At 60.2% G+C, this 21,931-nt stretch carries 40 protein-coding genes and 1 pseudogene; 18 read left to right on the top strand and 23 right to left on the bottom strand.

The genetic code is table 11. From position 1 onward, the window contains the following. The first annotated feature begins 14 nt into the window (after window positions 1–14). Genes JP75_RS07505 through JP75_RS26500 form a run of 3 tightly spaced genes read left to right on the top strand, consistent with a single transcriptional unit; the run spans window position 15 to window position 1,362 of the window. Entirely contained in the window at window positions 15–395 is a 381-nt protein-coding gene (locus tag JP75_RS07505; RefSeq protein WP_035081168.1) for a hypothetical protein, read from the top strand. Between the two features lie 56 nt (window positions 396–451). Next, window positions 452–988 carry a hypothetical protein gene (locus JP75_RS26495; protein WP_035081171.1) on the top strand — a complete coding sequence of 179 codons (537 nt, stop codon included), beginning with the start codon at window positions 452–454 and terminating at the stop codon, window positions 986–988. Window positions 989–993: 5 nt separating this feature from the next. Continuing rightward, entirely contained in the window at window positions 994–1,362 is a 369-nt protein-coding gene (locus JP75_RS26500) for a LexA family protein (protein WP_051960471.1), read from the top strand. Here JP75_RS26500 and JP75_RS07520 read toward each other — a convergent pair. The 20 genes from JP75_RS07520 to JP75_RS07615 form a co-directional block, all read right to left on the bottom strand. Next, entirely contained in the window at window positions 1,359–2,129 is a 771-nt protein-coding gene (locus tag JP75_RS07520) for a hypothetical protein (protein ID WP_035081173.1), read from the bottom strand. The genes JP75_RS26500 and JP75_RS07520 overlap by 4 nt on opposite strands. Then, window positions 2,126–3,523 (bottom strand): helicase HerA-like domain-containing protein, encoded by a 1,398-nt coding sequence (locus tag JP75_RS07525; RefSeq protein WP_051960472.1) that lies wholly within the window; start codon window positions 3,521–3,523, stop codon window positions 2,126–2,128. The genes JP75_RS07520 and JP75_RS07525 overlap by 4 nt, the downstream gene beginning before the upstream one ends. Further along, window positions 3,520–3,747, bottom strand: a complete 228-nt coding sequence (locus JP75_RS07530; protein ID WP_035081176.1) for a hypothetical protein — start codon at window positions 3,745–3,747, stop codon at window positions 3,520–3,522. The genes JP75_RS07525 and JP75_RS07530 overlap by 4 nt, the downstream gene beginning before the upstream one ends. Then, entirely contained in the window at window positions 3,740–3,997 is a 258-nt protein-coding gene (locus JP75_RS07535; protein ID WP_152565759.1) for a hypothetical protein, read from the bottom strand. The genes JP75_RS07530 and JP75_RS07535 overlap by 8 nt, the downstream gene beginning before the upstream one ends. 68 nt (window positions 3,998–4,065) lie before the next feature. Beyond that, window positions 4,066–4,350 carry a DUF5983 family protein gene (locus JP75_RS07540; protein WP_035081182.1) on the bottom strand — a complete coding sequence of 95 codons (285 nt, stop codon included), beginning with the start codon at window positions 4,348–4,350 and terminating at the stop codon, window positions 4,066–4,068. Continuing rightward, a complete protein-coding gene (locus JP75_RS07545; protein ID WP_152565760.1) occupies window positions 4,347–4,784 on the bottom strand; it encodes a hypothetical protein in 438 nt (145 codons plus the stop codon). Before JP75_RS07545 ends, JP75_RS07540 begins: the two co-directional genes overlap by 4 nt. Beyond that, window positions 4,777–5,034: a hypothetical protein gene (locus JP75_RS07550; RefSeq protein WP_035081188.1), complete on the bottom strand. Its 258-nt coding sequence runs from the start codon at window positions 5,032–5,034 to the stop codon at window positions 4,777–4,779. The genes JP75_RS07545 and JP75_RS07550 overlap by 8 nt, the downstream gene beginning before the upstream one ends. Then, window positions 5,034–5,666 (bottom strand): hypothetical protein, encoded by a 633-nt coding sequence (locus JP75_RS07555; protein ID WP_035081191.1) that lies wholly within the window; start codon window positions 5,664–5,666, stop codon window positions 5,034–5,036. Before JP75_RS07555 ends, JP75_RS07550 begins: the two co-directional genes overlap by 1 nt. Then, window positions 5,663–6,034 (bottom strand): hypothetical protein, encoded by a 372-nt coding sequence (locus JP75_RS07560; protein WP_035081193.1) that lies wholly within the window; start codon window positions 6,032–6,034, stop codon window positions 5,663–5,665. Before JP75_RS07560 ends, JP75_RS07555 begins: the two co-directional genes overlap by 4 nt. Then, a complete protein-coding gene (locus tag JP75_RS07565) occupies window positions 6,031–6,432 on the bottom strand; it encodes an HNH endonuclease (protein WP_051960473.1) in 402 nt (133 codons plus the stop codon). Before JP75_RS07565 ends, JP75_RS07560 begins: the two co-directional genes overlap by 4 nt. Continuing rightward, window positions 6,419–7,126: a hypothetical protein gene (locus tag JP75_RS07570; protein ID WP_035081196.1), complete on the bottom strand. Its 708-nt coding sequence runs from the start codon at window positions 7,124–7,126 to the stop codon at window positions 6,419–6,421. The genes JP75_RS07565 and JP75_RS07570 overlap by 14 nt, the downstream gene beginning before the upstream one ends. After that, window positions 7,119–7,337 carry a hypothetical protein gene (locus JP75_RS07575; RefSeq protein ID WP_035081198.1) on the bottom strand — a complete coding sequence of 73 codons (219 nt, stop codon included), beginning with the start codon at window positions 7,335–7,337 and terminating at the stop codon, window positions 7,119–7,121. Before JP75_RS07575 ends, JP75_RS07570 begins: the two co-directional genes overlap by 8 nt. Continuing rightward, window positions 7,330–7,935: a hypothetical protein gene (locus JP75_RS07580; RefSeq protein WP_051960474.1), complete on the bottom strand. Its 606-nt coding sequence runs from the start codon at window positions 7,933–7,935 to the stop codon at window positions 7,330–7,332. The genes JP75_RS07575 and JP75_RS07580 overlap by 8 nt, the downstream gene beginning before the upstream one ends. A gap of 136 nt (window positions 7,936–8,071) precedes the next feature. Continuing rightward, the gene (locus JP75_RS07585; RefSeq protein WP_035081200.1) at window positions 8,072–8,974 is read right to left on the bottom strand and encodes a phage Gp37/Gp68 family protein; all 903 of its coding nucleotides are present in this window, start codon (window positions 8,972–8,974) and stop codon (window positions 8,072–8,074) included. Between the two features lie 174 nt (window positions 8,975–9,148). Beyond that, window positions 9,149–9,349: a hypothetical protein gene (locus JP75_RS07595; protein WP_035081206.1), complete on the bottom strand. Its 201-nt coding sequence runs from the start codon at window positions 9,347–9,349 to the stop codon at window positions 9,149–9,151. Next, window positions 9,349–9,492 carry a hypothetical protein gene (locus JP75_RS26505; protein WP_160194658.1) on the bottom strand — a complete coding sequence of 48 codons (144 nt, stop codon included), beginning with the start codon at window positions 9,490–9,492 and terminating at the stop codon, window positions 9,349–9,351. The genes JP75_RS07595 and JP75_RS26505 overlap by 1 nt, the downstream gene beginning before the upstream one ends. Then, on the bottom strand, window positions 9,489–9,761 hold the full coding sequence (locus JP75_RS07600; RefSeq protein ID WP_035081209.1) for a hypothetical protein: 273 nt from the start codon (window positions 9,759–9,761) through the stop codon (window positions 9,489–9,491). Before JP75_RS07600 ends, JP75_RS26505 begins: the two co-directional genes overlap by 4 nt. 1 nt (window position 9,762) lies before the next feature. Next, window positions 9,763–10,047, bottom strand: a complete 285-nt coding sequence (locus JP75_RS07605; RefSeq protein ID WP_035081214.1) for a hypothetical protein — start codon at window positions 10,045–10,047, stop codon at window positions 9,763–9,765. Beyond that, window positions 10,047–10,712 (bottom strand): hypothetical protein, encoded by a 666-nt coding sequence (locus tag JP75_RS07610; protein ID WP_152565762.1) that lies wholly within the window; start codon window positions 10,710–10,712, stop codon window positions 10,047–10,049. Before JP75_RS07610 ends, JP75_RS07605 begins: the two co-directional genes overlap by 1 nt. An 81-nt stretch (window positions 10,713–10,793) precedes the next feature. Next, on the bottom strand, window positions 10,794–11,057 hold the full coding sequence (locus JP75_RS07615) for a hypothetical protein (protein WP_035081219.1): 264 nt from the start codon (window positions 11,055–11,057) through the stop codon (window positions 10,794–10,796). Between the two features lie 62 nt (window positions 11,058–11,119). On the opposite strand from JP75_RS07615, the gene JP75_RS07620 reads away from it, so the two are divergent. Genes JP75_RS07620 through JP75_RS07630 form a run of 3 tightly spaced genes read left to right on the top strand, consistent with a single transcriptional unit; the run spans window position 11,120 to window position 12,037 of the window. Then, complete coding sequence (locus JP75_RS07620) at window positions 11,120–11,479, top strand: hypothetical protein (RefSeq protein WP_152565763.1); 360 nt, start codon at window positions 11,120–11,122, stop codon at window positions 11,477–11,479. Then, window positions 11,466–11,780, top strand: coding sequence for a hypothetical protein (locus tag JP75_RS07625; protein WP_051960475.1), 315 nt, complete (start codon window positions 11,466–11,468; stop codon window positions 11,778–11,780). Before JP75_RS07620 ends, JP75_RS07625 begins: the two co-directional genes overlap by 14 nt. Then, a complete protein-coding gene (locus JP75_RS07630; RefSeq protein ID WP_035081224.1) occupies window positions 11,780–12,037 on the top strand; it encodes a hypothetical protein in 258 nt (85 codons plus the stop codon). Before JP75_RS07625 ends, JP75_RS07630 begins: the two co-directional genes overlap by 1 nt. 198 nt (window positions 12,038–12,235) lie before the next feature. On the opposite strand, the gene JP75_RS07635 is transcribed toward JP75_RS07630, so the two are convergent. The 3 genes from JP75_RS07635 to JP75_RS07645 form a co-directional block, all read right to left on the bottom strand. Continuing rightward, the gene (locus tag JP75_RS07635) at window positions 12,236–12,661 is read right to left on the bottom strand and encodes a type II toxin-antitoxin system PemK/MazF family toxin (protein ID WP_035081229.1); all 426 of its coding nucleotides are present in this window, start codon (window positions 12,659–12,661) and stop codon (window positions 12,236–12,238) included. A 102-nt stretch (window positions 12,662–12,763) separates the two neighbouring features. Further along, window positions 12,764–13,117, bottom strand: coding sequence for a type VI secretion system-associated protein TagO (locus JP75_RS07640; protein WP_035081232.1), 354 nt, complete (start codon window positions 13,115–13,117; stop codon window positions 12,764–12,766). A gap of 8 nt (window positions 13,118–13,125) precedes the next feature. Then, the gene (locus JP75_RS07645) at window positions 13,126–13,866 is read right to left on the bottom strand and encodes a LexA family transcriptional regulator (protein ID WP_035081885.1); all 741 of its coding nucleotides are present in this window, start codon (window positions 13,864–13,866) and stop codon (window positions 13,126–13,128) included. Window positions 13,867–14,244: 378 nt separating this feature from the next. On the opposite strand from JP75_RS07645, the gene JP75_RS07655 reads away from it, so the two are divergent. From JP75_RS07655 to JP75_RS07715, 12 genes and pseudogenes are all read left to right on the top strand, one after another. Continuing rightward, window positions 14,245–14,628 (top strand): LexA family protein, encoded by a 384-nt coding sequence (locus JP75_RS07655; RefSeq protein WP_051960476.1) that lies wholly within the window; start codon window positions 14,245–14,247, stop codon window positions 14,626–14,628. Beyond that, a pseudogene (locus JP75_RS26970) lies at window positions 14,629–14,889 on the top strand (DUF2312 domain-containing protein); the annotation flags it as partial. Window positions 14,890–16,184: 1,295 nt separating this feature from the next. Then, window positions 16,185–16,559 (top strand): hypothetical protein, encoded by a 375-nt coding sequence (locus JP75_RS25195; protein ID WP_051960477.1) that lies wholly within the window; start codon window positions 16,185–16,187, stop codon window positions 16,557–16,559. A gap of 21 nt (window positions 16,560–16,580) precedes the next feature. Continuing rightward, window positions 16,581–16,787 (top strand): hypothetical protein, encoded by a 207-nt coding sequence (locus JP75_RS07675; RefSeq protein ID WP_035081239.1) that lies wholly within the window; start codon window positions 16,581–16,583, stop codon window positions 16,785–16,787. Between the two features lie 3 nt (window positions 16,788–16,790). After that, window positions 16,791–16,985 carry a hypothetical protein gene (locus JP75_RS07680; RefSeq protein WP_035081241.1) on the top strand — a complete coding sequence of 65 codons (195 nt, stop codon included), beginning with the start codon at window positions 16,791–16,793 and terminating at the stop codon, window positions 16,983–16,985. Between the two features lies 1 nt (window position 16,986). Then, complete coding sequence (locus JP75_RS07685; protein WP_035081244.1) at window positions 16,987–17,229, top strand: hypothetical protein; 243 nt, start codon at window positions 16,987–16,989, stop codon at window positions 17,227–17,229. Beyond that, on the top strand, window positions 17,226–18,557 hold the full coding sequence (locus JP75_RS07690; RefSeq protein ID WP_035081247.1) for a DNA cytosine methyltransferase: 1,332 nt from the start codon (window positions 17,226–17,228) through the stop codon (window positions 18,555–18,557). The genes JP75_RS07685 and JP75_RS07690 overlap by 4 nt, the downstream gene beginning before the upstream one ends. Window positions 18,558–18,597: 40 nt before the next feature. After that, the gene (locus JP75_RS07695; RefSeq protein WP_035081249.1) at window positions 18,598–19,170 is read left to right on the top strand and encodes an MT-A70 family methyltransferase; all 573 of its coding nucleotides are present in this window, start codon (window positions 18,598–18,600) and stop codon (window positions 19,168–19,170) included. 46 nt (window positions 19,171–19,216) lie between these two features. Continuing rightward, entirely contained in the window at window positions 19,217–19,891 is a 675-nt protein-coding gene (locus JP75_RS25795) for a helix-turn-helix domain-containing protein (protein ID WP_084587536.1), read from the top strand. Continuing rightward, a complete protein-coding gene (locus tag JP75_RS25200; RefSeq protein ID WP_051960478.1) occupies window positions 19,888–20,748 on the top strand; it encodes a helix-turn-helix domain-containing protein in 861 nt (286 codons plus the stop codon). Before JP75_RS25795 ends, JP75_RS25200 begins: the two co-directional genes overlap by 4 nt. Further along, window positions 20,745–21,020, top strand: coding sequence for a hypothetical protein (locus JP75_RS07710; RefSeq protein ID WP_035081255.1), 276 nt, complete (start codon window positions 20,745–20,747; stop codon window positions 21,018–21,020). Before JP75_RS25200 ends, JP75_RS07710 begins: the two co-directional genes overlap by 4 nt. Next, entirely contained in the window at window positions 21,013–21,597 is a 585-nt protein-coding gene (locus tag JP75_RS07715; RefSeq protein WP_051960479.1) for a hypothetical protein, read from the top strand. Before JP75_RS07710 ends, JP75_RS07715 begins: the two co-directional genes overlap by 8 nt. Window positions 21,598–21,931: the final 334 nt, after the last annotated feature.

The following is a 21,931-nucleotide window of genomic DNA, read 5'->3' on the forward strand; positions in this document are numbered from 1 at the left end:
GAGATAAGCGGCCGATGCTGAGCATTCGTCGTACCAGCCGCAATCGTGGCGGCAATGCCTACACTGAGACCCGGACGAACGCCTGGGCGGGGATGCTCGGCTTTCTCACCGGCCGAGGGTACTCGTCGGTGGCCATAGCCGAAGTGCTGGGCGAGGGGACCACTTCGGAGACCGTGCGCAGCATGTGGACGAAGTGGGGCTTCCGCGGCCGTGGTTTGAAGAGCAGGGAAGTCAGCCTTCAGGTGCCGTTTAGGGAACGGGAAAGGGCCCATATCGCGGCCCGCGCCGCGCAGCACGACTTGTCCCCCGAAGAATACTGCAGGCGCATCATGTTGTGCGCGTCGATGCCCCGGGATCGGTATGACGAAATTGTGCCGGCCGACCAATTCGAATAATTCATCCTTCGCGCTAAATATGTTCTCCAAGGTCCTTTGAGGAAATACGAATCGCCATGAAATCTGCGGCTCTGCTGATCCGACGAGAGGACGTGACTGACCTTCCTGACCGTGCCGGCGGGAAAGAGCCTCTTTGGACACCTAAGCTCGTCAAGGCTGCGCTGGTCGAAGCCTATGAGGTCTATCGCTACAGCATGGGCCGCGTTGGCCATAAGGCCAGCAAGGCGGCCTGGCCAAGCTATTATCGGGAATGGGGCGACTGGATCGAGCAGGCGGAGACCAGCGGCAGCGATGCCGTACGCCGCCGGCGGCGCCCCAGCGGTATCGACATCCAGCGTGCGGACACGGTTCTGCTTGGCTGGACGGATCATGCGGGCGTCCAGCATCCGGCCTGGTTGAATGGAGATGTCACCGAATACGAGCGAGCCCGCAAAAGCCTGGTGGCGTGGGTGATGGCCAAGCATCATGGTGTGCCGGAAGTGGCGCTCTGCCAGCGGTGCAACTGGCCGCTCGCCACATTCAAGCGTCACAAAGACTTTGCGGCTGGTCGCATTGCGACTACCCTAAATCAGGCCGGGTTGGCGGTTTGGTAGGGGCAATGGCGGGTTTGACGAGGGGCCAGCAGCGCGTGCTGGCATTCATCCAAGAGACTATCTTCGAGACGGGTGTCGCGCCGAGCTACGAAGAGATCGGTGCTGGTCTAGGTTATGCGAGCAAGAGCGTTGTTCATCGCATAGTCCAGCAGCTCGTCGAGCGCGGAGCGATTTCCATTCTTCCCAATCGAACGCGCTCCATTCAACTCCTGGGCCACCATCGTCATAAACGCTGGGTGGAGGTGCCTGCTGAGCCTCCAGCCGGCGAGCTTGACGAGGCACGTGCGGCGGCAGAAACCGCTCGTGCTCAAGGTGAAGACCCGTACTGGGTGTTCTGGCAGGCTATGCTTGATCGATACCAGCGGGAGTCTTAGTGGGCCGCAACGTCGCTGACGTCGACCCCAGGGAAGCTTGGACCGAACATCTCCCGGCCTGCGGGCCCAATCTGGGAATTTAGGTCGATTGCCGCCTTCAGCATTGCCTCAGCGCGAGGCTTAATCTGCTGGATAAGGCTTTCCATCTCCACAGTATGCGGCCGAATTTTAGCCTCTGTTTCGGGAGTGGCCGGCGTGTAGAGCAAGGTGCCGTCGGCCGATGTCGCTGAAAGCATGTCTTTCAGGTTGGCCCGCAACTTGTTGTATAGGTCAACGCTGTCGTTGAGCACTTCGTGTTGCATTGTCAGTTCGACATACTTCGACACCAGGTCATATTTCCTGGCATCGATGAATGGGAGTAGCTCGTCAATCTCTAACGGCTGCAACCGGGACCCGCCAACGACGCCAGCAATTCTTGCCCAAAGTGGCGCGCCCGTAAGCCGGTGCTGATTGGCCTTATCGAGCTGATTGTGGATCGCATCGACTGTCGACTTCACGTCATTGAGCATAATTGAAGCACGCATCATCAGTTTGATCGCATTTGCCCGAGCGATAGCGGTTCGATCCGCCTCCGCTTGCTTTGCGGCGTCCTTAGCGGCATTGTTTTGCAGCTTGGCCGAGATCGCGCCGCCGACTACCGCGCCGATAACTGCACCGGCCAGACCAGAGCCGATCGCTACCCAGTCCGATATTGCAAAGCCCAGCCACAGTTCAGGCGACGAACTCTCGTAGAAGATGGGCAGCCAGGGGCCAAGCTCAGTCGTCATAGGATACCTGCCATAAGTGATAGGGCGCCCGCTGCTGCAATCAAGGCGAGACCGGTCATCAGGGTTCTTAGGTGGTGCGAACCGCGGGCAGCTTGAAGCGTCGTCAACGGCGCCAACACATCGTCCATCGACATGGGCGCGCGCTCGCGTACTTCCGTCTCGGGGAGGGGGCTGAGGCCACGCGCCGCACGCTGGCGGTTCTGGAATTCCCAGATGTAGCGCGCTCCTTCGGTCACCGACGGGTACTTGGCGCGGAAAGGCGAATTGGCTATGGCTTCATCGCGCTCAAGGTCGGATAGCGGCCCAAGCTGGCCACTCGGCTTGGCGACCTTGATGCGCTCAACCGGCATCGGCACGCCGTCGTCCACAAGCGTGGACACCAGTGCTTCGCCGACGCCCATGGACAGCACGGCCTCTTCCACATTGATTGCCTTGTTCGGGCGGAACGCACGGGCCGCCGCCTTTACAAAACGCTGCTCCTTCGGCGTGTAGGCGCGCAGCGCGTGCTGGACGCGGTTACCGAGCTGGGCAAGGACATTGTCCGGCACGTCGGCCGGCGACTGGGTGACGAAGTAGACGCCAACGCCGCGCGATCGCACCAGGCGAACAATGCGCTCGATGGACTCGAGCAGGTGCTTGGGCGCGTCCTTAAAGAGTAGATGGGCTTCGTCGAAGAAGAAGACGAGCTTGGGCTTATCGAGGTCACCGGCCTCCGGCAGCCGCCGGAACAATTCCGTCAGCAGCCAGAAGATGAGCGAGCCGTAGAGCTTCGGGGCTTCCATGAGGTCGTCGGCGTGTAGGAGGTTGACCACCCCCTTGCCATCGACCTCTCGAATGAAGTCGGAAATCTTAAACGGCGGCTCGCCGAAGAGCCGCGCGCCGCCCTGTTGCTCAAGCGTGAGGATATTGCGCTGGATGGTGGCGATGGAGGACGCGGTGATGTTCCCGTAGACCTGGCACACGGTTTCGCGGTCGTCCTGCATGTCCTGCAATTGCCAGCGCAGATCGTCCAGCGACAGGAGGAAATCGGATTGATCCTCGGCGCGCTTCAGCGCGATTGCCAGCGTTCCCGCCTGGGTATCGTTGAGGCTGAGCATTCGGGCGAGGAGAACCGGGCCCATCTCCTGCACGCTGGCGCGGATCGGGTGGCCTTTGCGGCCGAACACGTCCCAGAAGGTGACCGGGGCGGCCGTGGCGATGCCCGAGAGGTCGCCTTTAACGTCCGCTGCGAACACCGGCACGCCGGCCGCCGAGAACTCCTCGGCCATGCGCTGCAGCGTCACCGTCTTGCCGGTGCCGGTGGCGCCAGTGATCAGGCCATGGCGGTTGGCGAAGCGGAGGGGAAGGGCGATAGACGTGGCGGCATCGGTCTTGCCGATCGAGATCGCAGTCATAGCACACCTTCGTTGTCGAAAGGGTCGCAGCTCAAACGGTCGGCAAGGTCGCGAACCTGTGCTGAAGTCAGTGCGGGGTGTGCTCCGTTACTGGTTGCAAGGGCAGCCACCGGCCCGCTCAGACTAGATGCCTCAGCCAGAAGGGCTAGCCCTGCCAGCACGGCGCCCGCCTCGGCGTCAGTGAGGTGTCGGAACGGGTGATCCTCGCCATCGGTTTCAGCCATTGCTTTCCTCCTTCGCAAACTTCTGCGCCACCGCGCTTGCCATCGGCAGTGCGCCCGGCAGGGTGAAGAGCGCCAGGGTGACCGGCACCCAATTGGGGATGTCCTTTTCGTCTGCCAGCCAGCGCTCGGCCGTCTTAACGCCCGTGCCTGTTAGGCGGCAGAACTCGCGCAGCGTCAGCTTGTTCTGATTGAGCGCGGCCGAGAATTGCTCGGGGGTCATCCGGTTCGGTGCGCGTGGGTAGTCTGTCAAAGTGGCCCCTCCTTCGTGGTTGGCATAAGCGCCTGGGCTTGGTGGTCCGCGTATATTGCCACCGGGCATTAGGAGCCGTAAATCGGCAAATCGGGTATCTGTTCGGCGTCGTGGTCGAACAGGATGTATTCGGCGCCGAGCGTGCGCGCTCGGTCGCACACCAGCAAAAGGTCGGGCGGGAAGTCCGAAGGGGCATAGTCGACCGGCACACGGCACCACCAGCCGTGATTGTGCTGGGCGACGTGCCAGTACGCGCCCCCGGCATCGAAGTTCAGTGCCGCCTGGTCGGAGAGCCATCTGTGAGTGGCGTTGCCGACATGAGTGCTGGAAAGATCGAGGAATTGGCGGATCATTGTGCGCCCTCCTGTAGGGCGGCGGTGGCCGTGTTTGCGCGGATCAGGGTTTCGGTCGATTGCTTTGCCGTCAGCCGGTTCCCAGCTATCTGCGCGTCCAGCTCTTCTCTCAGCCGTGCATTATCGGCGGAGAGAGAGGTGAGGAGGGCGGCAATACGGACGCCCTCGAACGACGAAAGGTGAATCTCACCATCGAACTCTTCGCCGTTGCGGCGGGCGAGCAATTTCACCATCTCCCCCACTTCCCCTTCCAGGGAGGGTTGAGCGGCAGAGATCAGTTCGCGGAACTTTACGCGCCACCAGAAAGCTCGCGCGGCCGGGGCATCGTCAGGCGCATCGCCAAACCAATGCCCGTTGGCGTCGGGGCCTTCCCCCATTAGCCATTTCAACGCGCTTTCTGGCACCAGCACCATATTGGCTACAGGCTTATCCATGGGTGGGCTCCCGTTCGGCTAAGGCAGCCCGCAAAGCGTCCGTGCTTAACCCTTCCATGAGGTTCCAGATTATGGCGATGCGCTCGGCTGCCTGATGCATCTCCTCATGAGAGAGCTTGTAGGAATAGGCTACAGTTGCCAGTCCCTCGCCGGAAGCGAAGCGCACCGACCGGTGGCCGTCCCACACTGCTTTCTGGATGTGCATAGGGTTGTTGTGCCCGAAGAGTGGTTCGGTGTTTTCCGTGGCCATTACACGCCCTCCTGTGAGAGGGCGGCGATGAGGATTTCCCGCATGGCCGCGCTGTTTGTCAGAGTGTTGAGGTCTTTGCCTCTTTTTCGCGCAAGCGCTCGCTCCACCATCTCCTCCGTCACCTTCCCCTCACAGACTGAAGGGGAGGGGAAAAGGGGATCAAGGGCGGACAGTTTGCCGTAGTATGGGCTGGCGGGGTGTTCAACATCTGGACGCTTGAGGCCAAGACACCAATCTCCGGTCGGCCCCCATTTCCAGCGCCACGCCACCGGTTCTTGTTCCTGCTCGATGGTGGAGAGAATGCGGTCGTCGTGATAATCTTGGGCAAGAGACTGCGCGGACTTCTCAGTGTCCCCATAAATTTGAAGCGCTGTGCCATTGAGGCGAACCGACCATTTAGGGGCCGGAGCCTCATAGTGATGGAGGGAAAACAAGCCCAAAATGCTTGAGGCTTCACCTTGTTCCCACTCCAGCCCCTTCACCTTCACCACACCCCGAGGGATAGCGCGGAGGGATTGGAGTTCGGTGAGGACGGCGGAAATGTCGCTGGATGGCAGGCTGACATAGAGGCCGTCTGCCGGCGTTCCTACCATATGCTGAAGTTCGCCCAGCCGTTCATCCGATATCGTCATTTGGAGGACTCCTGAAGGGAGAGGAGAAGGGCGAGGCAGAGGGCGAGGGGCCAAGTGTCATGGTCTGCTGTCGCGGCCGGACCAGAAATGGCGACAATCTGAGCGCGCACCGATCCATCGTCTGGGTTGTCAAAGACCCGCTTCATGCACCCCGGAAGCTTCTTCTCGATCAAGGCAGTGATGGCGTCGATGGCGGCGGTAAAGTGAGGCGGAGCAGTCGTGCCCTCGATGTCGCGGAGAGCATATTCGATGTCCACGGTGCCCCATTCTCCTGCCTGGGCGACGAGTGCAAGGATCAGCAGGTCAATGGTTCGATCCGGTCCCTCTGCCTTCCTCACTCTCTCGAAAAGGTCTGATAGGTCTGTCATTGCTGGGGAGCCTCCACGATTTGGCCGGTGGCGCGGTCAACCCAAACGCCTCGAGCTCGGGAATACTTGATGCGGGCGCCGGGCAGTGTGCCGGGCTGGGAAATGCCGAGATGGCGCGTTGCGACCCGCTTGCCCTTGGCCTGCATCGGCACGTCATAGGTCGCGGTCTTATGGCCATGGCATTTGGTGCAGCAGGCAACGGCATTTTCGAGGACATCGCTGCCTTCGTCCGTCGCTGGAATTGGATAGTGGTCTATCTCGACGCGCTTGCCCGCCAGAGCGGCATTGCAGCGCTGACCGGGCGGAAGGCCATAGACCTCGCCAACGGCCTCGCAGTGTCCACCGGAGCGCTCGTGCGCCTGCCGTTTGACCTTGGCGGAGAAGTTATGCCGGGGCATCGATGTTCCCCTGGTGGACGGTGAAGGTGTAAGCGGCAACCCATGGGTTGGCTTCCCATGCTCCTTCGCCGTTGATGTGGTCCCAAAGGTCTGCATACCAATCGCGGGCGTTGTCCCAGCCGCGATATCCGATGCCGCTGGGGTCCGCTTCCTCGGCAGGGAAGAAACCGCCCACGTCATCTGGCTCGCCCTTTGCGCAGCCTTCGGCCCACGCATCTTGCTCGCTGACGCTCTGCAGCCGCTCGACCCGCACATCGGTGACGGTGAGCGTCAGGCGCGAGGCCCATCTGGGCATATGTATCGAAGGGCGCCACAATGGCCGGCCGGATCGGTCAAAGCCTTCGCGGAAGAGCGCGGCCGAATAATCGTCGGTCGGATGCTCCATTTGGGCGATCGTTCCAACACCGATGCTGCCGCGGTAGGCGGTGCGGGGAAGGATTGCATGTGCCTCGCGGACCCAAAGCCGATCACCGACGGCGCATTTCAGCTTCTGCGCAGTGATCACTCGACCATGATGGATGCGGGGCAGGGCATCGCCTTCGACATGGATCACGCCGACCTCGCAGAGCGTCCCCTTGTCATCGATGGGGAATTGCTCCGGCTGAGGCTTCAGGATGCGCCGCGTCTGCGTTTTCGTCCCTGCCAGCAGCGCGCGGACCATCGGGCCTGAGAACAGCATCGGACGGTCAGCCATTTGCTTCCTCCTGCCCTTGAGACGTGAGGGTAAAGCGAGGGCCGTCGTCGGTGTCCTCGATCGTGAGGAAGCCGTCCTTCGCCATACGCTTGAGCGACTTGTGGCCGTCCCTTGGAATGCGGGCGGTGGTATCGGAGCCTGGGCAGAATGATCCGCCGGCTTCAGAGACGAAGCGCAATAGCTGGCGCTCTTGGTCGGCCAGTTTACGCATTGGCGGTCAACTCCCAGTAGCGCGTCAGAAATCGCTCTGCCGCCTCGTCTGGACCCCAAGGGATGATCTTGAAATCGTAGGGCTCCGCGCCCTTGACCCAATCCCATTCCTCGCCGCCCCAGCGCATCAAGTCGCGGCGCTCGGTGGCCAGCATGCGAAGGTCAATGAGCTTCAGTTCCGTCGGATCGGTGAACACGATACCGAAGCGGGCGGCGTTTGCGGCCTCGCAGCGCTTCTCGATGGTCTTATATTCCGGGCACAGCGACTTGAGCGGCCCAGTCATGTCTCCGCAAACCGGCTCCCCGGTCTCGTGCATCAGGAACTGCAGCGCCAGGTCCGGTCGGCCACTTGCTTCGGCCGCCCAGCTTCCCCGGACACAATGCTCGGCGACGACATACATCACACGTCGGTTGAGATGCGGGCTAAATGTCTGCCCCGCAAAGCGCGCGGTATAGGCCAAGCCATAGGCAATGTCCTCAATGGTGATCTGCGAGCTTTCTGGATCCTCGAAGTCGTAATAGGTGCCCGACCCGAGAAGGATCGTCGGCCCCTTGATGCGGCGGATAGATGCCGCCTTCATCTGCTCGATGTCGGTCATGCTGCTTCCTTCCGATCAGCCCCAGCAGAAGGCGTGGGAGGTTGAATAGGGACAAGACGCTGAGTGAACATGTCGAAGGCTTTTCCGACAGGGAGATCGAACAGAGGGCGACCAGAGCCAATGGGGTAGGTGGCTTTCATGGCTTCACCTGCGGAAAGCCATTGTGTTCGACACCATCGAGGCGGCGGCCGGCGGCCTTCTTCCCCACCCGGTTCATCGTGTTGGGTTCCGAAGCCTGAACTGGAGACATTGTTCCAGTCCAGTCACCGTCCTCTGTTAGCCGGCGCTCTTCTGACGACCAAGCGGAGGGCACCTGTGAGGATGGCGCCCATTCGCCCCATTGCTTGAACAGGAACGGCACGCCGGCGGCTGCGCACTGGTCGCGGAGGCTGCGGAACCAGTCGGGATGCGATGGGCGTGCCTGCGGGCCGCTTTCGCCGCCAGCAATCACCCAATCAATTCCCATGCCCCAGTTCATCAGCCCTTCAAGCGTGTTCGGCTTTGTCATCTCGACAGGGCCAAGCATCGGCTCAATCGAAAGGAACCGAACGGCACTATCGTGCTGGGTAAGGTGCTTAATGTTGTAGTCAGCTCGCTGCTGGTCCTCGACTGTCGTGCCAAGCCAGACCGAAGACTTTATGTCGTCCCAAAAGCTGGGAAGCATCTTGCCGATGTTCTGCGGACGCTTAGTGAGCAGCAGCCAGTCGAGCGCCGGCGTTCCGCGGATAAGCGCCCAAAGGTCATCACGCCACTCGGTAGGCACCTGATTATCGAACACATCGGCGAGGCTGGAGCAGAACACGCGCTGGCGCCGACCGTGCTCGGCAAAGAACGCCTCAGCCTGCTTTTGCCAGCGGCGCGGCTGCTGCCAATTGCTTTCGCTGGTCCGCGAACGATCGCCGCCCCACTTCACACGATGGTGGCGCGTATCCATCAGCGCCTCGGCATAGCAATGGTCGCAAGCCGGGCTAATCTTGGTGCAGCCGATCCACGGGTTGAACGTGGAATCCGTCCATTCGATAGCGCTGGTTTCAGCCATTTGCCTTCACCTCCGGAACAAACCGATAGTGGGTAACGAAGCCCAAGAAGCCGTCTTGCCTGGTTTCAAGGGTGAAGCCAGGAGGAGGTTGGGGCGGATCGACGTACATGCCGCAAAAGATCCATCCGGGGCGGTTCACAAGGAAATCGACGAGCCTTAGGACGGGATGGGTGCTCATTCGTCCGCCCCATACTGTTCGTCATCGGCGGGGTCGTAATCCCAGCAGGAGCAGCCACGGAAGGCATCGCACCCGCAATCGAGAACATCAGGATCATCGACGACGTCATAGACAGGCTGGGGATGCTCGCGCTCGTATTGGAGCGCGCAGCGCTCACAGCCGCACATGTCGGAGTGCTGGATATATCGCTTGCCCATCAGAAGGCCTCCCAGATGGGATAGCCATGGCGAAGCCAGAAAGCACAAGCCAACAGGCCATAGAAGAACGCCAGCATCGCCAAGCCTGTAATCACGGCCAGAGCGTCATGGGCGAGGGACTGGGGCTTGGCTGCGGCGTTCATGCTGCACCAGCCTGAGCTGCCTTCGCCTCTTTGAAGGCGGCAGACGTGAGCGCGTCGTATGCATCGATCGCTTTTTGTGCGACGGACTGCATCAGTCGGGCATCAAGGGGCCCATCAAGGATTTCGCCCAAGGCCTCCCGGAAGAGCTCTTCAGCCTCGCAGCTGTCGCCCACCGAGATCGTCTGCACCTTTCCGAATGGCGTCACCACATCGAACGGATTGCCATCGATCTTTGATGGGTGGCCTTCGAAAACTACGGTCGTAGCCATCTCATCCCTCCAGATTGTCATGGTTGAGGTCGGTATCGCCTTCGACGGCTTTACGGGCTTCGCGATCATCGTTGCGATCAAGAGCGGCATTGCCCTCACGGATAGCCGCGAAGAACTCTTCTGCTTTGCCGGATTCGAGGGCCGCGCAAGCAGCATCCATCTTGGCGTTGAACCTGGCCTGCTGCTCAGCAGTCAAAGGAGGAGCAACCCGCTTCTTCCTGCTTCCATAGAGCGTGTAGCCGGGGCGATTGCCGCTGCGGGTGCGAAGTCCAGGAGTGCCGGCCATCAGTAGTCACCCACGCTGGTGACCACATCGTCCTCATCGAGGATGATCTTGGTTCCGCATGCGAAATACGCCCGAAGCTTCTGACCAAGCCCGTAGGTGCGGCCGATATGCTTGGTGCTCTTGAGATCGCGGTTATCGATGGTGCCGCCACTGATCGTGCCGTCCTTGCTGATCAGGATGCGGTGTTGGCACTGGTATTCGGCCCGCGCGCCTTCGTGATGAGTTTCTTCATCAAGCGAAAGCCAGGTCGAACCATATTCGTTTTGCTCGACAATAACCGTGATGACCGACCCGTAGCTTCCGTCATCGCGATGAGGCTTCAGCATCTCCTCGGCAATTTCTGAGAGCTTGATCTCCTTTGGCGCGAGCTTCAGAAGCTCTGTGACGTCCTCGGCAAGTCGTCCTGCCACAAGCTCGCTGACATTGGCCTCAATCTGCGCCTTGACCATGTGAGCCACGACGGTGCCGTACGAGGGAAGATCGAGCCGCTCCACTCGCAGGGCCTCTTCAACCGCCTTCTCGATCAGCTTGGCAGTTTCGGAATAGCCGCGTAGCGCCCGGTCGACGGCTTCGACCACGAGTTTGGAAACTCGCGTCTCAACTTCCTTCTCAACGAAGGACGCATCGAGCTGCTTGGCAACGGTGGCGCTGATGATGTCGCCCAAATTCAAGTCGTTCGTGGTCATTGAAATAAATCGGCGGGTGCATTGTCCTCATCCCGCCGTCCCTAAGGTTGGGGAAGGGGGTTAGGCGGGGATGCGATAGCGCTCGCGGCTGGCTGCCATGGTGACATAGCCCTGCGCGCTCGTGCCGCGCTCCCAATGCTCATGCGCCTCGTCGATCGAGTAACCATCACCCTTGCCGTCAGGGTCGTTTCCATCCAGGGAGTGGCCGAACAGGCGCTCGCACTCGTCGGCGAACTTCAGCCACGACCGCTCGGAGCGATCAGGGGCACCGCTCTCGCTCGCGACATTCTCGGCACTGAACGGGTGGTCAGCCAAATCCTGCATTTCCATCTCCCTAGAGGCGCTCGCCTCGGTGATCTGATGGGTAGAAGTATGATGCGGCACTTGTGCCGCGTCAACAGGAAAATGCGGCACGTGTGCCGTATCTGAAAATTCTCTTAAAATTCCGACTCGACTCGCCGCCTGCTCTGCGCAATCAATACAAACCAGAACATAACAGGAACAAAACGATGTTTGAAGGAACGCGTCCGGCCCGCATTTTCGTCCTCCATTGCCTCTGCGCCAACTGTCAGCGGCCCACGACAAGGCGCGTCCAGATCCCGCGGATGGAAGGGGCGCCGACGACAGTGGACGAATTCATTGAGGGGCTAGAGCACAACCCGGTGCCCTTTGCCTGCGGGCATTGCGAGAGCCTGATCGGTGAGCTGGTGGGGGTGACTATAGAGAACGACCATGTCGCAGCATGATGTGAGCGAGTTCATCGTCGTAGCGCCGGCGATGCTGGGGAAAGCCGTCGAATGGGCGGAGCCGCGGCTGCTCGAATTCTTAGGCGATCAGTTCCCGAGCTATCGCTTCCGCATCGAGCCTTTCGGGCCATTCGCAGACGACGAAGAATTCACAGTGATCCCGATCATGAACCGGCCGCCTGTGCCTGGCGAAGATCGTGATCCTGACGAGTTGCACATGTGCCAGCTCCACCCCGAAGCCATTCCGCAGATTCAGCAGGCTCTGCGTTCATTCGATCCAGACAAGACCAGGAGCCACTGATGCAGACCGCGCGTATAGACCACAACAGCCGAGTTACCCACTACGTGGTGCAGGCCTATCGGAAGATGGGGAAGAAGATCGTCGCCGACGAACCGAAGATCGCGACCGACGAGCGGCACTGCTTGCGGATGGCAGAGGCCGCCGCGCCGCGCCGCCATGGCGTTATCGCCTTCTCACGAACCGGCGATGCCGATACGGGCGACTTCGACGATCCGGTGATCCTTGCCACCCACGGCGAAGTGCCTGAAATGTCCTGACGCTTCTACAGGCCCTGTATGGCTCCGGCACGCGATGCTTCAGCCATATCGAAGGGGCGGAAAAGCAAAGGCCCCGCCGAGGCGAGGCCTTTTACAGCACCATACGAGAGTTTGCTTTCACTCCGGTGTATGGTGGCCCCTGGTGGGGTCTTAATGCCGATCCTTTCGGAGAGCGGCTGACGCGTGAAACATAATGTTTCATGGGGTTTTCGTCAAGGAAGAAAGCCCAAGGCTATTGAGCAGACAATGATGCGCGGTCAGCAGAAGTTCCTTGCCGACGGGTGCTTTTAGGTACTGCCGATTACCGGAACGGTCTTTCCCTAGCCGGATCAAGTCTATGCGGTGAAAGCCGACGGTATTCACCATATCGCCTTTGATCCACATGGTTGGGGAATCGTACGGCTCGGGCAGTGCAAACGGGAGCGCGATCTCTGCATGATATGGCATGACCACGTTCGGGGCGGTGGTGCTGAGGGCAACTACCGTGCAAAGACCTGGCCTCGTCGCAATCTGCGGACAGATAACCAACGCTGGACGGCGTTTTATCATTTCCGGGGTGCGGAAGCCCTGATCGAAGTCAACAATAACGACGGCACCTTGGCCCGGATGATACTGAATCGCCATTGCCGATATTTACGCTAGGCCGGTTAATTTAACCAAGCGGATTTCAGGTCCAAAGTCGTCAACTCAGCGCTGCGATCTTCGCCAGTTCATCAGCCGTCCCGACTACCAGCCGCACGTTTCTCGAACTGGCGCAAGCGCTGTCTCCAATCCGGCAAGGTTGAACGTAACTTCGATGGCCGGTTCGCTCACCGTCAGCGTCTGAGCGAATAGGGAATTCGCCCCGATGAACTGTTTGATCGATCGAATAGCCTGCCCGCTCGGGATCATTAGAGACGTTCTGTCGTTGGAAGCAATCATCTGAACCGCGAACGCTGGGTTGCTGTCAGCCCTGAAAGTCACTTTACCCAAGCCGCCAATGTCCGAGGTGTAGAGAGACGTGCTCTTGTGCGTTTGCCACGCGGTGGCTGGTGCCGCTGAGGCCATCACTACGATCAGACCGGTTGCCAGTGCCCTCATGCTTCCCCCTACAGCGGTAAGTCGTTTCTCACCGATCTTACCAAAGCAATAATCTCGACGCTCACGCCATCGTCGGCCTGGGTGTCGCGCTTCACTACGATAGGCATGAGGCTTTTGTCCGACGAGCGCGGGTGAAACTCGATCCTGTCCTCATAGAGTTCGATCTGCTTCACTGACCATTCGCGGGTGTGGCCTCCATCGCGGGTGCGCTCGACGACAACGACCAAGCCATCCTTGATCCTCACCTGGTGAGCGACATCCTCATAGGCAACGCCGATGATGCGGTCGCCGGGGAGGATGGGGCGGGGATGAAGCTCATTCATAGAGATTCCATCAACGTCCCACGCCATACGGCGGGCGTTCGGGAATTTCTCGTCAGGCGGCTCCCAGACGCGTTCTGGTGCCGACTGGTCGAATTCGTTGGCTTCCCTGAATACGCCGGCTGCGACCTTGCCGTTGACCTTGATTGGCAGCAGCGGACGATGATGCGCCGGCACGATCTCAGAAGGCTCGGTTGGTTGCTGGGCCACTTCATCCGCGTCTGACGTCAGCCACTCCACAGGTTGCTGAAGATAGTCGGCAAGTCCCTGCAGGTTTGCTCCTCGAGGGAATGCTGATCGCCCCTGCTTTATGGCTCGCAAGAGGTCAGGGTTCTTTCCTCCAGTGGCAGCCAGAGATGCGGCGCGATCACTAGTTCCGGGGTGCAGTTCGTCAATGCGGGCGCGGATGCGCTCATAGGCTGTCGTCATGTGCGGCATTCTTGCCGCTCCCCTCTATGAAAACTAGCGGCACGTGTGCCGCATTTTGTGCTTGACGATGCGGCACAACTGCCGCATACAATTCGGGCATGGACCTGAGAACTCAACTCGTCACCGTCGCAGATGCATACGGCCTTCTCACGGGTCGCGGACGCAAGCGTGTCTCCACCATGGCCCTCAAGCAGGGCAATCGGCTGGACGAATTCGCAAGTGGCCTGCGCAGCCCAACTGTCGAGGTGCTTGAGCGGGCGATGAGGTGGTTTTCAGAAAACTGGCCCGATGGCGAGCCGTGGCCAGATGGGGTCGGGCGCCCAATCAACCCCGCCCTTTTTGACGAGCAGTTCGATCCAAAATTGAGGGAGCCGCAGCATGACCCTTCCATCCGATATCCCCGAAGACATCGCCGATCGTGCTGCCATCCTCATGGATGAGCTTCGGCACATCGAAGACGATCTCGAATACACGGCTAGGATCATCATGGCGGTGGAAGCGTCTGGCCCCGTTGGTCTGAGCAAGAAGCAGGCGAACGCGCTGGCCTTTATCGAAGGCTTTATCGACGATCGCGGCTATTCGCCGACCTTCGAGGAAATCTCTCACGGCCTCGGCCTGAGTAGCCGCAGCGGCGCACATCGTGTCGTGCAGCAGCTCATTGAGCGCGGCGCTGTCCGTCGCATGGCAGGGCGCGCGCAGACCATCGTCATCGTGAAAAACGGCGATGTAAGCACTGCTCACAAAAATTCTGAGGTGGCGTAAATGGCCGTCGAGGACAGCGTAGCGCAGGATCAAATCCGCGCCTTCGTCGAACGCATTGAGCGTCTCGAGGAAGAGAAGAAGGCAATCGCCGAAGATATAAAATCGATCTACAGCGAAGCCCGCGGAAACGGGTTCGACGTCAAGATCCTCCGCCGTGTCGTTGGCATCCGCAAACAGGACGCTAACGAGCGCATGGAGCAGGAGGCTATCCTTGAGCTCTACATGTCCGCCCTGGGCATGGTCCCTGCGCCGGATGAGGAAGTTTACGACGGTGAGCGCGAGCGCCTGAATTCGATCGCTGCTCAGCTGCGCGCCGCGCCGACCAAGCCAAAGGCTGATCCTCTGGCCGCTCTGCGCGCTGATCCGGCCCTCGCCATCGTCGAGGCCGCGGCCATCACACCGAAACCCCAGCCGACCAAAGCGGCTGGCAGCGACCTGACCTCCCTTGCCCCACATGAGGGTCAGGTCGCACCAATTCAGCCGGAAACGGCGAACGAGGCAGGCGACGAAGTTGGTCACGTCGCCCTGGACGCTGCTGACCACAGCTTGGATGGAACCGGCAATGCTGCCACCCAGCACAACCCAGGAGGCGAAAATGTAGATGCTCCTGACGTACCCGCGACCCATGAACATGACCGCGCAGCTGAGGCTGACGCGCCTGGTAAGCCGGCGGAGGTTTCGGCCTCTGTCGCTCCGGCATCCAAATACTCCGAGCCCGGCGTCGTAGTGTGGGAACACACTCCGCCCGAGCCAGTGCGCCGCCATCGATACAGCGAAGCTTTCGGGGTTCTCGGCCAAGACCTGGTTGTGATCGATGACGACATCGCTGGCGCGAAGTCGGACCCGATCGTCCGCATCGGGAATGAAATCCTCGACGGCTGGGCCAGGTACAACGTCGCCCGCGGCATGATCGGCGGAAGCGGCATGTCTACGGAATATCCGGTCATGCAGTACGCGGGCACCGATCCGCTGCTCGACTGCATCCGCATGAACATCGCCGGCCGCGTGCTGTCCCCGAAGGACAAGCAGACGGTTGCTCAGCGTCTTATCGCCATCGAGCCCAAGCGTAAGGCTGAAATCCTCAAAGCGATGGCGGAGCTGGCGATATGAGGTCGCGCCACACCAATAGCTTTGTTCGCAACTGCTCTGCTGGGTTCGCACTCGTCTTTGCATTTGCCTTCGTGCTCGGCGTTGTTGGGGGCCTGACCTGATGTCAGCTTTTCCCGCCATCAATTATGAACCAGCCAGGCAGCCCCCAGATGGGGCGCACTCTGGGTTTCAGTTTCGGGCTGTCCCTCCGGCCCGAAGGCGAGTGTCGCCGCTTGCGATCCTCCTCCCCGTAAACCGGGGCACTCGCCAAATCATTCGAGGCCTTAGCCGCGCCAACGGCTGCCGGCCTCATACCTTCGCGCATCAGCTGCCAGTGAAGCTCTTCGCTGCTGCGCTCATCCATCGTCGTTCACGCCTTTCGTCGTCCATCTCTCTCGTTGGCTTTGACGCTAACGAGAACGGATTGACCTTTGCGCAAACATTCTTTGCTTCCGGAGCAAACCCCGATGACTGACTACACCGTCGTCGATGAGGCCGCCCATTGGGCTGACTGGCTGGTTCGCCGCGAACATCGCGGTCCCGGCGATACGGTCGAAGCCGCAAGGCAGCGCGCCGCCCGGAAATACAAGCTGCCCGAGCGTCTGCTTTGGGCGCTCCGCTATCGCAAGCCCAAGCGGATCTGGGCTGACCTTTACGTGAAACTTCAAGAGGCGGTCGAAAGCGAAATCGCCCGTCAGGAGAGGGCACTTGAGCACGACATCGCAATCACCCGAGCCCGGCAGCTTACGCCGTCTGGCAGTGCTGCTGTTGCACAGGCTGAGGCTTTTCTGGCTTCGCCGCATCAGCCGGAAGCACGAGCGGCTTCCGACCGAGCCGCGTGAGAAACCCAAGGGGCCGCTCGAATGAAGACCGCGCTCAAGCCCCAACTGACCCAGTGCGAAGGCAAGAAAGCCTACGCGACCTATCACGAGGCAACAGCGCACCGCCTGAAGATGCACGGCCTCCAAGCATACCGCTGCCCGCACTGCGGACAGTTCCATCTCGGAAACAAGCCGAAGGGATTGGGGCGTCCTAAGCCTCCTCCGCCGGCGATCGAACTGGAGTTCTGATCGATGTACCTCGACTTCGACATGTCGGTTTGGTCATGGCCGCAGTGGACGTTCATGTCCATCTACGTGATCAGCGTCGTGATGGCGGCTTTCCTGCACGGTCATCGACGGACTGGCGAACATAGCTTCCCCGTTTCGATCACGATGTCGGCTCTGGGCATATTCGTCCTGACCGCCGGCGGCTTCTTCGGAGGCTGACATGAACCGTTCTATGCCCAAGTCCCGTCAGCAGTTTCGCAAGGAACTGGCTATCGAAGAAGCCTTGAAATCAGGACTTCGCGCTCACGGCGTCACCCGTCATTCCCAGCGTGAAAAGCTCATGCGGAAGGCGGCATCGTCGAGGCCTGCCAATCTGCCCCAGATAGCCCGAGCGGAGTTGGCCAAATGGCGCCGCAACCGTGAAATCCAAAAGGCTCTCGATACTATCGCGGGGCAGGCATGACCATCCGGTACGGCAGCGTGTGCAGCGGGATCGAAGCGGCAACGATGGCCTGGCATGTGCTCGGCTGGGAACCGGCCTTCTTCTCCGAGATCGAGAAGTTTCCGTGTGCCGCGCTGGCTCACCACTATCCGCACGTCCCCAATCACGGCGACATGACCAAGTTCCAGGAGTGGTCCGACCATGCAATTGACCTTCTTGTCGGAGGAACCCCCTGCCAGTCGTTCTCGGTCGCAGGCCTCCGAGCCGGATTGGCTGACCCCCGCGGCAACCTCATGCTCACCTATCTTGCCATTGCTGCACGATATCAGCCCCGCTGGCTGGTCTGGGAGAATGTCCCCGGTGTTTTGTCCAGCAACGGAGGACGGGATTTCGCTGCCCTCCTCAGGGGGCTGGGGGAACTCGGGTATGGGTTCGCCTACCGAGTGCTGGACGCTCAGTTCTGTCGAGCACATGGCTACGATTTCGCCGTCCCCCAGCGTCGACGCCGTGTGTTCGTTATCGGATATCTTGGAGACTGGCGACGTGCCGCAGCGGTACTATTTGACGGCCAAAGCATGCGGGGGGATCCTTCGCCGCGCCGAGAAGCGGGGCAAGCAGCTTCCGCCACAACTTCAGAGGGCGTTGGAAACAGTCGCCTTATCGGGGGCATAGACTACGAGGGCAACGGCCACGGCCCAGATGACGCTACCGGTCCGCTCTTAAAAGGTAGTTCGACAGGTGGCGGGCACCCACTACCCGCGGCTGCATTTGCCGAACCCATCGTCCTCATGGAGCGCGGCCGCGGCGATGGTCCAAACTTGGAAACTCGCCAGGATGGGACGGCTAATGCGATCCTGACGCCTAACGGCGGACGTGGTGGCTTGGGAGTTGGCGCGGTTGCCTATGGCATTCAGGCCGGCGCTCTACGCGATAACCCGTCAAGCGGCCCTGATGGCGTAGGCGTTCAGTCCGACATTGCCTACACGGTCGAAGCGCGGGCCGAAGTGCAAGCTGTTGCCTTTGCGGAAAACAGCCGTGGAGAGCTTCGCTTGCAGGGCGGCGACGGCGCTGTCGCGCCACAACTGACCACAGGCGGCGGGAAGCCGGGCCAAGGCCAGCCATGCGTTGCAGAGGCTTGGCGCGTGCGCCGCCTAACGCCCCGCGAGTGCGAACGCCTCCAAGGCTTCCCCGACGATTTCACTGCCATCCCTTATCGCGGCAAGCCGGCTGCGGATGGTCCTCGATACAAAGCCCTCGGCAATTCCATGGCCGTCAATGTCATGCGTGTGCTCGGCACTCGTATCGCGATGGTGGACGCCCTGGCTCAATCTCAAGAGGCAGCAGCATGACCCATCCATTCCTATCCACTGGGAAGAAGAGGGCAGGGGAATGACTGCCTGGCCTTTCGGCGCAATGCCGATGTTCTCTTTCGATGTCGTGATGGCCGATCCGCCGTGGTCCTTCGACAACTGGTCGGAGGGCGGAAACGCCAAAAACGCCAAGGCACAGTATGACTGCATGCCGACGCCTGACATCAAGCGTTTGCCCGTTGGGCATCTGGCGGCAGGCGACTGCTGGCTGTGGCTCTGGGCCACCTATCCCATGCTCCCCGACGCGATCGAGGTGATGGACGCTTGGGGGTTCAGGTATGTGACCGCTGGCCCTTGGGTTAAACGCGGCACTTCCGGCAAGCTCGCGATGGGCACCGGCTATGTGCTGCGCTCGTGCTCCGAGATCTTCCTCATCGGGAAGAACGGCGAGCCAAAGACCCATGCCCGAGATGTTCGCAACGTCCTCGAGGCGCCGCGCCGCGAACACTCCCGCAAGCCAGACGAAGCCTATGCCATGGCTGAAAAGCTATTCGGCCCAGGCAGGCGTGCTGATCTCTTCTCGCGCGAAACTCGCCCCGGCTGGACGTCGTGGGGCAATGAATCGACCAAGTTCGATGAGGTAGCAGCATGACCTCCGTCCTCCAATCCCAGCACGAGCACTATGCCGAGGTGCGGCCATGAATATGCGCTGGCTCCCTGAAGAACTGTTCCTGCCGATGCACAGGGCTGTTGACCTTCAAACCTATCCGTCTTGGCGAAGCATTCTCGCTCTTGTGGCGATGAAGCACGGCGTAATGCAGCGCGATATCCTCGGGTCTTGCCGTTTTCGCCATATCGTCGCGGCGCGTCATGAGGCTGTCCTGCTGATCTTCCGTCACACCAAGCTTTCGCGCGCTGCAATCGGCCGTCGGTTCGGTCGCGACCATACGACTGTGCTTCATGTCCTTCGGAAGTTTGATGTCGAGGACAGACTGCTGGAAATGCCGCCTAGGCCGCAGAAAGCTGTGTCTGGCAGGCCTAACTATCGACATAGCCTCAGAGGCCCAGACGGGCGCTTCTTGGTCAAGGGGAGCGAGCCTCCGAAGTCAGAGCGCGCCAAGAGAGCTGAAGCGATTCGTGAAGCGATCAGGGAAGGCTATGCCGCGGGTGAAACGGCAATGTCGATTGCAGCCCGTTGCGGGTCGACGCCAGGTAGCGTCCGCGTCATTGCGCATCATATGGAACTCACCAGCAAAACCAAACCTCACCTGCGCCATCTGACGCCGCAACAGCGCGAAGATCATCGCGTTCTGGTTGAGGTTGGCCGATATAGCAGCGCTGCTGCTCTCGAGATCGTTGGATCGCGCTCATGAGCCATGAGGCGACCAACTGGGCCGTGAAGCTGAAAGGGCTGAGGCCGATCGCAAAGATCGTGCTTTGGCACCTGAGCGACTGCCATAACCCCATTCAGGGGTGTTTTCCGACGCAAGACTATTTGGCCGAAATGGCAGAGGTGAGCAGAGCCTCGGTCAATCGCATCCTGTCTGAGCTTGAGCAGGCCGGCATCATCCGGCGTGAGCTACGCATTGATCCTGAGACGAAGCGCCGACTGGCGACCCGCTATCGACTTGCGTTCGAAAAGGGGTTCGAACCACTAGATGTTGCGGTCCATGTCGCAGGATTGGACATGGATGAAAACGCCGATCCATGTCTCAAAAATGATGAGATCCATGTCTCAAATTCGGCAGTTTCCATGTCTCACAGCTCTGAGACACTAACCAGTAATAGAACCAGTAATGGAACCGGTAATTCCCCCCAACCCCCCGAAAACGGGGGGCATGGCTTCGCCGATATTTTGAATGTCTGGCCGAAGGAACATCGTGGTCGACGTGACAACGCCGAGGGCGCATGGAGCAAGCTTTCCAAAACCGACCGCACAGCAGCGACGACACTAGCCGAAGCGGTTCTCATCGGCCTCGTTCGCCGCAAACGCCGGGTACCAGCATTGGTGGTCTATCTGCGCAAGCAGCTTTGGGCGGAATACATCGATGCTCCAGAGATCGATACCGACGGCTATTTCGTCATCCGCCCTGGAACGCCTGAATGGAACGAGTGGCTTGGATGGGCACGCCGGACTGCCGGGGAGAAGGGCGTTGAGCGGGTCGTAAGGCAGGGCAAGCTGCTCACTCGCAGCCGCTGGCCAGAACCAGCAGAGAAGGGCGCCGCATGAGCCCCCAAGAATGGCTTGATGCCAACGGTGGCCCGCGCCGCTTCCGACAAGGCGACACGGCCGATCCATTCAGTCTTCAACCCTGGCTCCAAAAGCGAGGATACGAGCTCCTCCTCGGTAAGAACCAGTTCAAGCTGAAGCCCATCACCAGCAAGCGGGTCAAAGGCGTCGTTCTCTCCCGTCCCGACTTTCTGGCCTTCGTCGACCAACTGCGGATCGCAGAAGGCCTTGAACCCATCATCCCATCCAACAAGAGGCAGCAGAATGGCTAAGGGCCGTCCCCGTAAATCGAATGTCCGTCGTACCAAGTCCGGAGCGATTAGCCGCGCCGCCAGTGCCTACCATGAAAACGCCGAGGCTATAGCGCTGCGCATGCGCGTCTTCGGCCTTACCGAGATTGAAGCCCGCGATCAGAAGGCATCGACGTATGTCGGACGCCTCTGCCTGGCCGGTATTCGCAAATCAACCGACGGCATCAGCGAGGCCCAATACGATGCGGCTGTGGCCTATCTGGAAGCCCAGCAGAACTTCAAGCGGGCTGTGAAATCGCCGGATGCGCTTTCGACCGGCAGCGGCGGCGCCAGCGGCCCGGATGGGGCAGGGTACGATACTTGGTGCCAACGAGCAGTTGCGAAGTGGGAAGGAATAGAAGCGGCGATCCAAACCGAGCAAGGCTTCCATGAGAACCGCGGCGCCAACATGTGGGCCGCGCTGGACTATCTGCTATGCAGGGATCAGGGGATGCCGCATATGATCGGCGATCTGCGCTTGGCGCTAAACGCTGTGGGGCATCATCTGGGGATGATCGCAAGACCAGTGAAGAAGCATCCTAATGCCAATGCAGCTTAGCCAGGTTTCATAGGAAATTATGAACACGCTTCCCATATTGTGCGTTGTGAGTAGTATCCGATCAAAAGTGAACCGCTGAGCGATATGGCCGTCTTCTTGGTGCTTGGGGAAAGCCGCCCCGATTTAGAATCCGCTGTGAGCACGAGATTTGCAAATGGGCAGTCGCTCAAGGTTGCTCCAGGCCAATGGCTTGTGGCCGGCAACTTCACACCACAAGGCGCGAGTGATTACTTGGGCGCAAGCGGTGGTGCTTATGGGCGCGTTATGATTAGTCTCGTGACCAGCTATTACGGTTGGCATGAGCGCAATATTTGGGACTGGATTGTTTTGAAGA

Source organism: Devosia riboflavina (assembly GCF_000743575.1).
Taxonomy (GTDB): Bacteria; Pseudomonadota; Alphaproteobacteria; order Rhizobiales; family Devosiaceae; genus Devosia; species Devosia riboflavina.

What these genes read in the sequence shown, in the direction of transcription:
- JP75_RS07505 (WP_035081168.1), top strand. Translation starts at nt 15, where the DNA reads ATGCTGAGCATTCGTCGTACCAGCCGCAATCGTGGCGGCAATGCCTAC.
- JP75_RS26495 (WP_035081171.1), top strand. Translation starts at nt 452, where the DNA reads ATGAAATCTGCGGCTCTGCTGATCCGACGAGAGGACGTGACTGACCTT.
- JP75_RS26500 (WP_051960471.1), top strand. Translation starts at nt 994, where the DNA reads ATGGCGGGTTTGACGAGGGGCCAGCAGCGCGTGCTGGCATTCATCCAA.
- JP75_RS07520 (WP_035081173.1), bottom strand. Translation starts at nt 2,129, where the DNA reads ATGACGACTGAGCTTGGCCCCTGGCTGCCCATCTTCTACGAGAGTTCG.
- JP75_RS07525 (WP_051960472.1), bottom strand. Translation starts at nt 3,523, where the DNA reads ATGACTGCGATCTCGATCGGCAAGACCGATGCCGCCACGTCTATCGCC.
- JP75_RS07530 (WP_035081176.1), bottom strand. Translation starts at nt 3,747, where the DNA reads ATGGCTGAAACCGATGGCGAGGATCACCCGTTCCGACACCTCACTGAC.
- JP75_RS07540 (WP_035081182.1), bottom strand. Translation starts at nt 4,350, where the DNA reads ATGATCCGCCAATTCCTCGATCTTTCCAGCACTCATGTCGGCAACGCC.
- JP75_RS07545 (WP_152565760.1), bottom strand. Translation starts at nt 4,784, where the DNA reads ATGGATAAGCCTGTAGCCAATATGGTGCTGGTGCCAGAAAGCGCGTTG.
- JP75_RS07550 (WP_035081188.1), bottom strand. Translation starts at nt 5,034, where the DNA reads ATGGCCACGGAAAACACCGAACCACTCTTCGGGCACAACAACCCTATG.
- JP75_RS07555 (WP_035081191.1), bottom strand. Translation starts at nt 5,666, where the DNA reads ATGACGATATCGGATGAACGGCTGGGCGAACTTCAGCATATGGTAGGA.
- JP75_RS07560 (WP_035081193.1), bottom strand. Translation starts at nt 6,034, where the DNA reads ATGACAGACCTATCAGACCTTTTCGAGAGAGTGAGGAAGGCAGAGGGA.
- JP75_RS07565 (WP_051960473.1), bottom strand. Translation starts at nt 6,432, where the DNA reads ATGCCCCGGCATAACTTCTCCGCCAAGGTCAAACGGCAGGCGCACGAG.
- JP75_RS07570 (WP_035081196.1), bottom strand. Translation starts at nt 7,126, where the DNA reads ATGGCTGACCGTCCGATGCTGTTCTCAGGCCCGATGGTCCGCGCGCTG.
- JP75_RS07575 (WP_035081198.1), bottom strand. Translation starts at nt 7,337, where the DNA reads ATGCGTAAACTGGCCGACCAAGAGCGCCAGCTATTGCGCTTCGTCTCT.
- JP75_RS07580 (WP_051960474.1), bottom strand. Translation starts at nt 7,935, where the DNA reads ATGACCGACATCGAGCAGATGAAGGCGGCATCTATCCGCCGCATCAAG.
- JP75_RS07585 (WP_035081200.1), bottom strand. Translation starts at nt 8,974, where the DNA reads ATGGCTGAAACCAGCGCTATCGAATGGACGGATTCCACGTTCAACCCG.
- JP75_RS07595 (WP_035081206.1), bottom strand. Translation starts at nt 9,349, where the DNA reads ATGGGCAAGCGATATATCCAGCACTCCGACATGTGCGGCTGTGAGCGC.
- JP75_RS26505 (WP_160194658.1), bottom strand. Translation starts at nt 9,492, where the DNA reads ATGAACGCCGCAGCCAAGCCCCAGTCCCTCGCCCATGACGCTCTGGCC.
- JP75_RS07600 (WP_035081209.1), bottom strand. Translation starts at nt 9,761, where the DNA reads ATGGCTACGACCGTAGTTTTCGAAGGCCACCCATCAAAGATCGATGGC.
- JP75_RS07605 (WP_035081214.1), bottom strand. Translation starts at nt 10,047, where the DNA reads ATGGCCGGCACTCCTGGACTTCGCACCCGCAGCGGCAATCGCCCCGGC.
- JP75_RS07615 (WP_035081219.1), bottom strand. Translation starts at nt 11,057, where the DNA reads ATGCAGGATTTGGCTGACCACCCGTTCAGTGCCGAGAATGTCGCGAGC.
- JP75_RS07625 (WP_051960475.1), top strand. Translation starts at nt 11,466, where the DNA reads ATGTCGCAGCATGATGTGAGCGAGTTCATCGTCGTAGCGCCGGCGATG.
- JP75_RS07630 (WP_035081224.1), top strand. Translation starts at nt 11,780, where the DNA reads ATGCAGACCGCGCGTATAGACCACAACAGCCGAGTTACCCACTACGTG.
- JP75_RS07635 (WP_035081229.1), bottom strand. Translation starts at nt 12,661, where the DNA reads ATGGCGATTCAGTATCATCCGGGCCAAGGTGCCGTCGTTATTGTTGAC.
- JP75_RS07640 (WP_035081232.1), bottom strand. Translation starts at nt 13,117, where the DNA reads ATGAGGGCACTGGCAACCGGTCTGATCGTAGTGATGGCCTCAGCGGCA.
- JP75_RS07645 (WP_035081885.1), bottom strand. Translation starts at nt 13,866, where the DNA reads ATGACGACAGCCTATGAGCGCATCCGCGCCCGCATTGACGAACTGCAC.
- JP75_RS07655 (WP_051960476.1), top strand. Translation starts at nt 14,245, where the DNA reads ATGACCCTTCCATCCGATATCCCCGAAGACATCGCCGATCGTGCTGCC.
- JP75_RS25195 (WP_051960477.1), top strand. Translation starts at nt 16,185, where the DNA reads ATGACTGACTACACCGTCGTCGATGAGGCCGCCCATTGGGCTGACTGG.
- JP75_RS07675 (WP_035081239.1), top strand. Translation starts at nt 16,581, where the DNA reads ATGAAGACCGCGCTCAAGCCCCAACTGACCCAGTGCGAAGGCAAGAAA.
- JP75_RS07680 (WP_035081241.1), top strand. Translation starts at nt 16,791, where the DNA reads ATGTACCTCGACTTCGACATGTCGGTTTGGTCATGGCCGCAGTGGACG.
- JP75_RS07685 (WP_035081244.1), top strand. Translation starts at nt 16,987, where the DNA reads ATGAACCGTTCTATGCCCAAGTCCCGTCAGCAGTTTCGCAAGGAACTG.
- JP75_RS07690 (WP_035081247.1), top strand. Translation starts at nt 17,226, where the DNA reads ATGACCATCCGGTACGGCAGCGTGTGCAGCGGGATCGAAGCGGCAACG.
- JP75_RS07695 (WP_035081249.1), top strand. Translation starts at nt 18,598, where the DNA reads ATGACTGCCTGGCCTTTCGGCGCAATGCCGATGTTCTCTTTCGATGTC.
- JP75_RS25795 (WP_084587536.1), top strand. Translation starts at nt 19,217, where the DNA reads ATGAATATGCGCTGGCTCCCTGAAGAACTGTTCCTGCCGATGCACAGG.
- JP75_RS25200 (WP_051960478.1), top strand. Translation starts at nt 19,888, where the DNA reads ATGAGCCATGAGGCGACCAACTGGGCCGTGAAGCTGAAAGGGCTGAGG.
- JP75_RS07710 (WP_035081255.1), top strand. Translation starts at nt 20,745, where the DNA reads ATGAGCCCCCAAGAATGGCTTGATGCCAACGGTGGCCCGCGCCGCTTC.
- JP75_RS07715 (WP_051960479.1), top strand. Translation starts at nt 21,013, where the DNA reads ATGGCTAAGGGCCGTCCCCGTAAATCGAATGTCCGTCGTACCAAGTCC.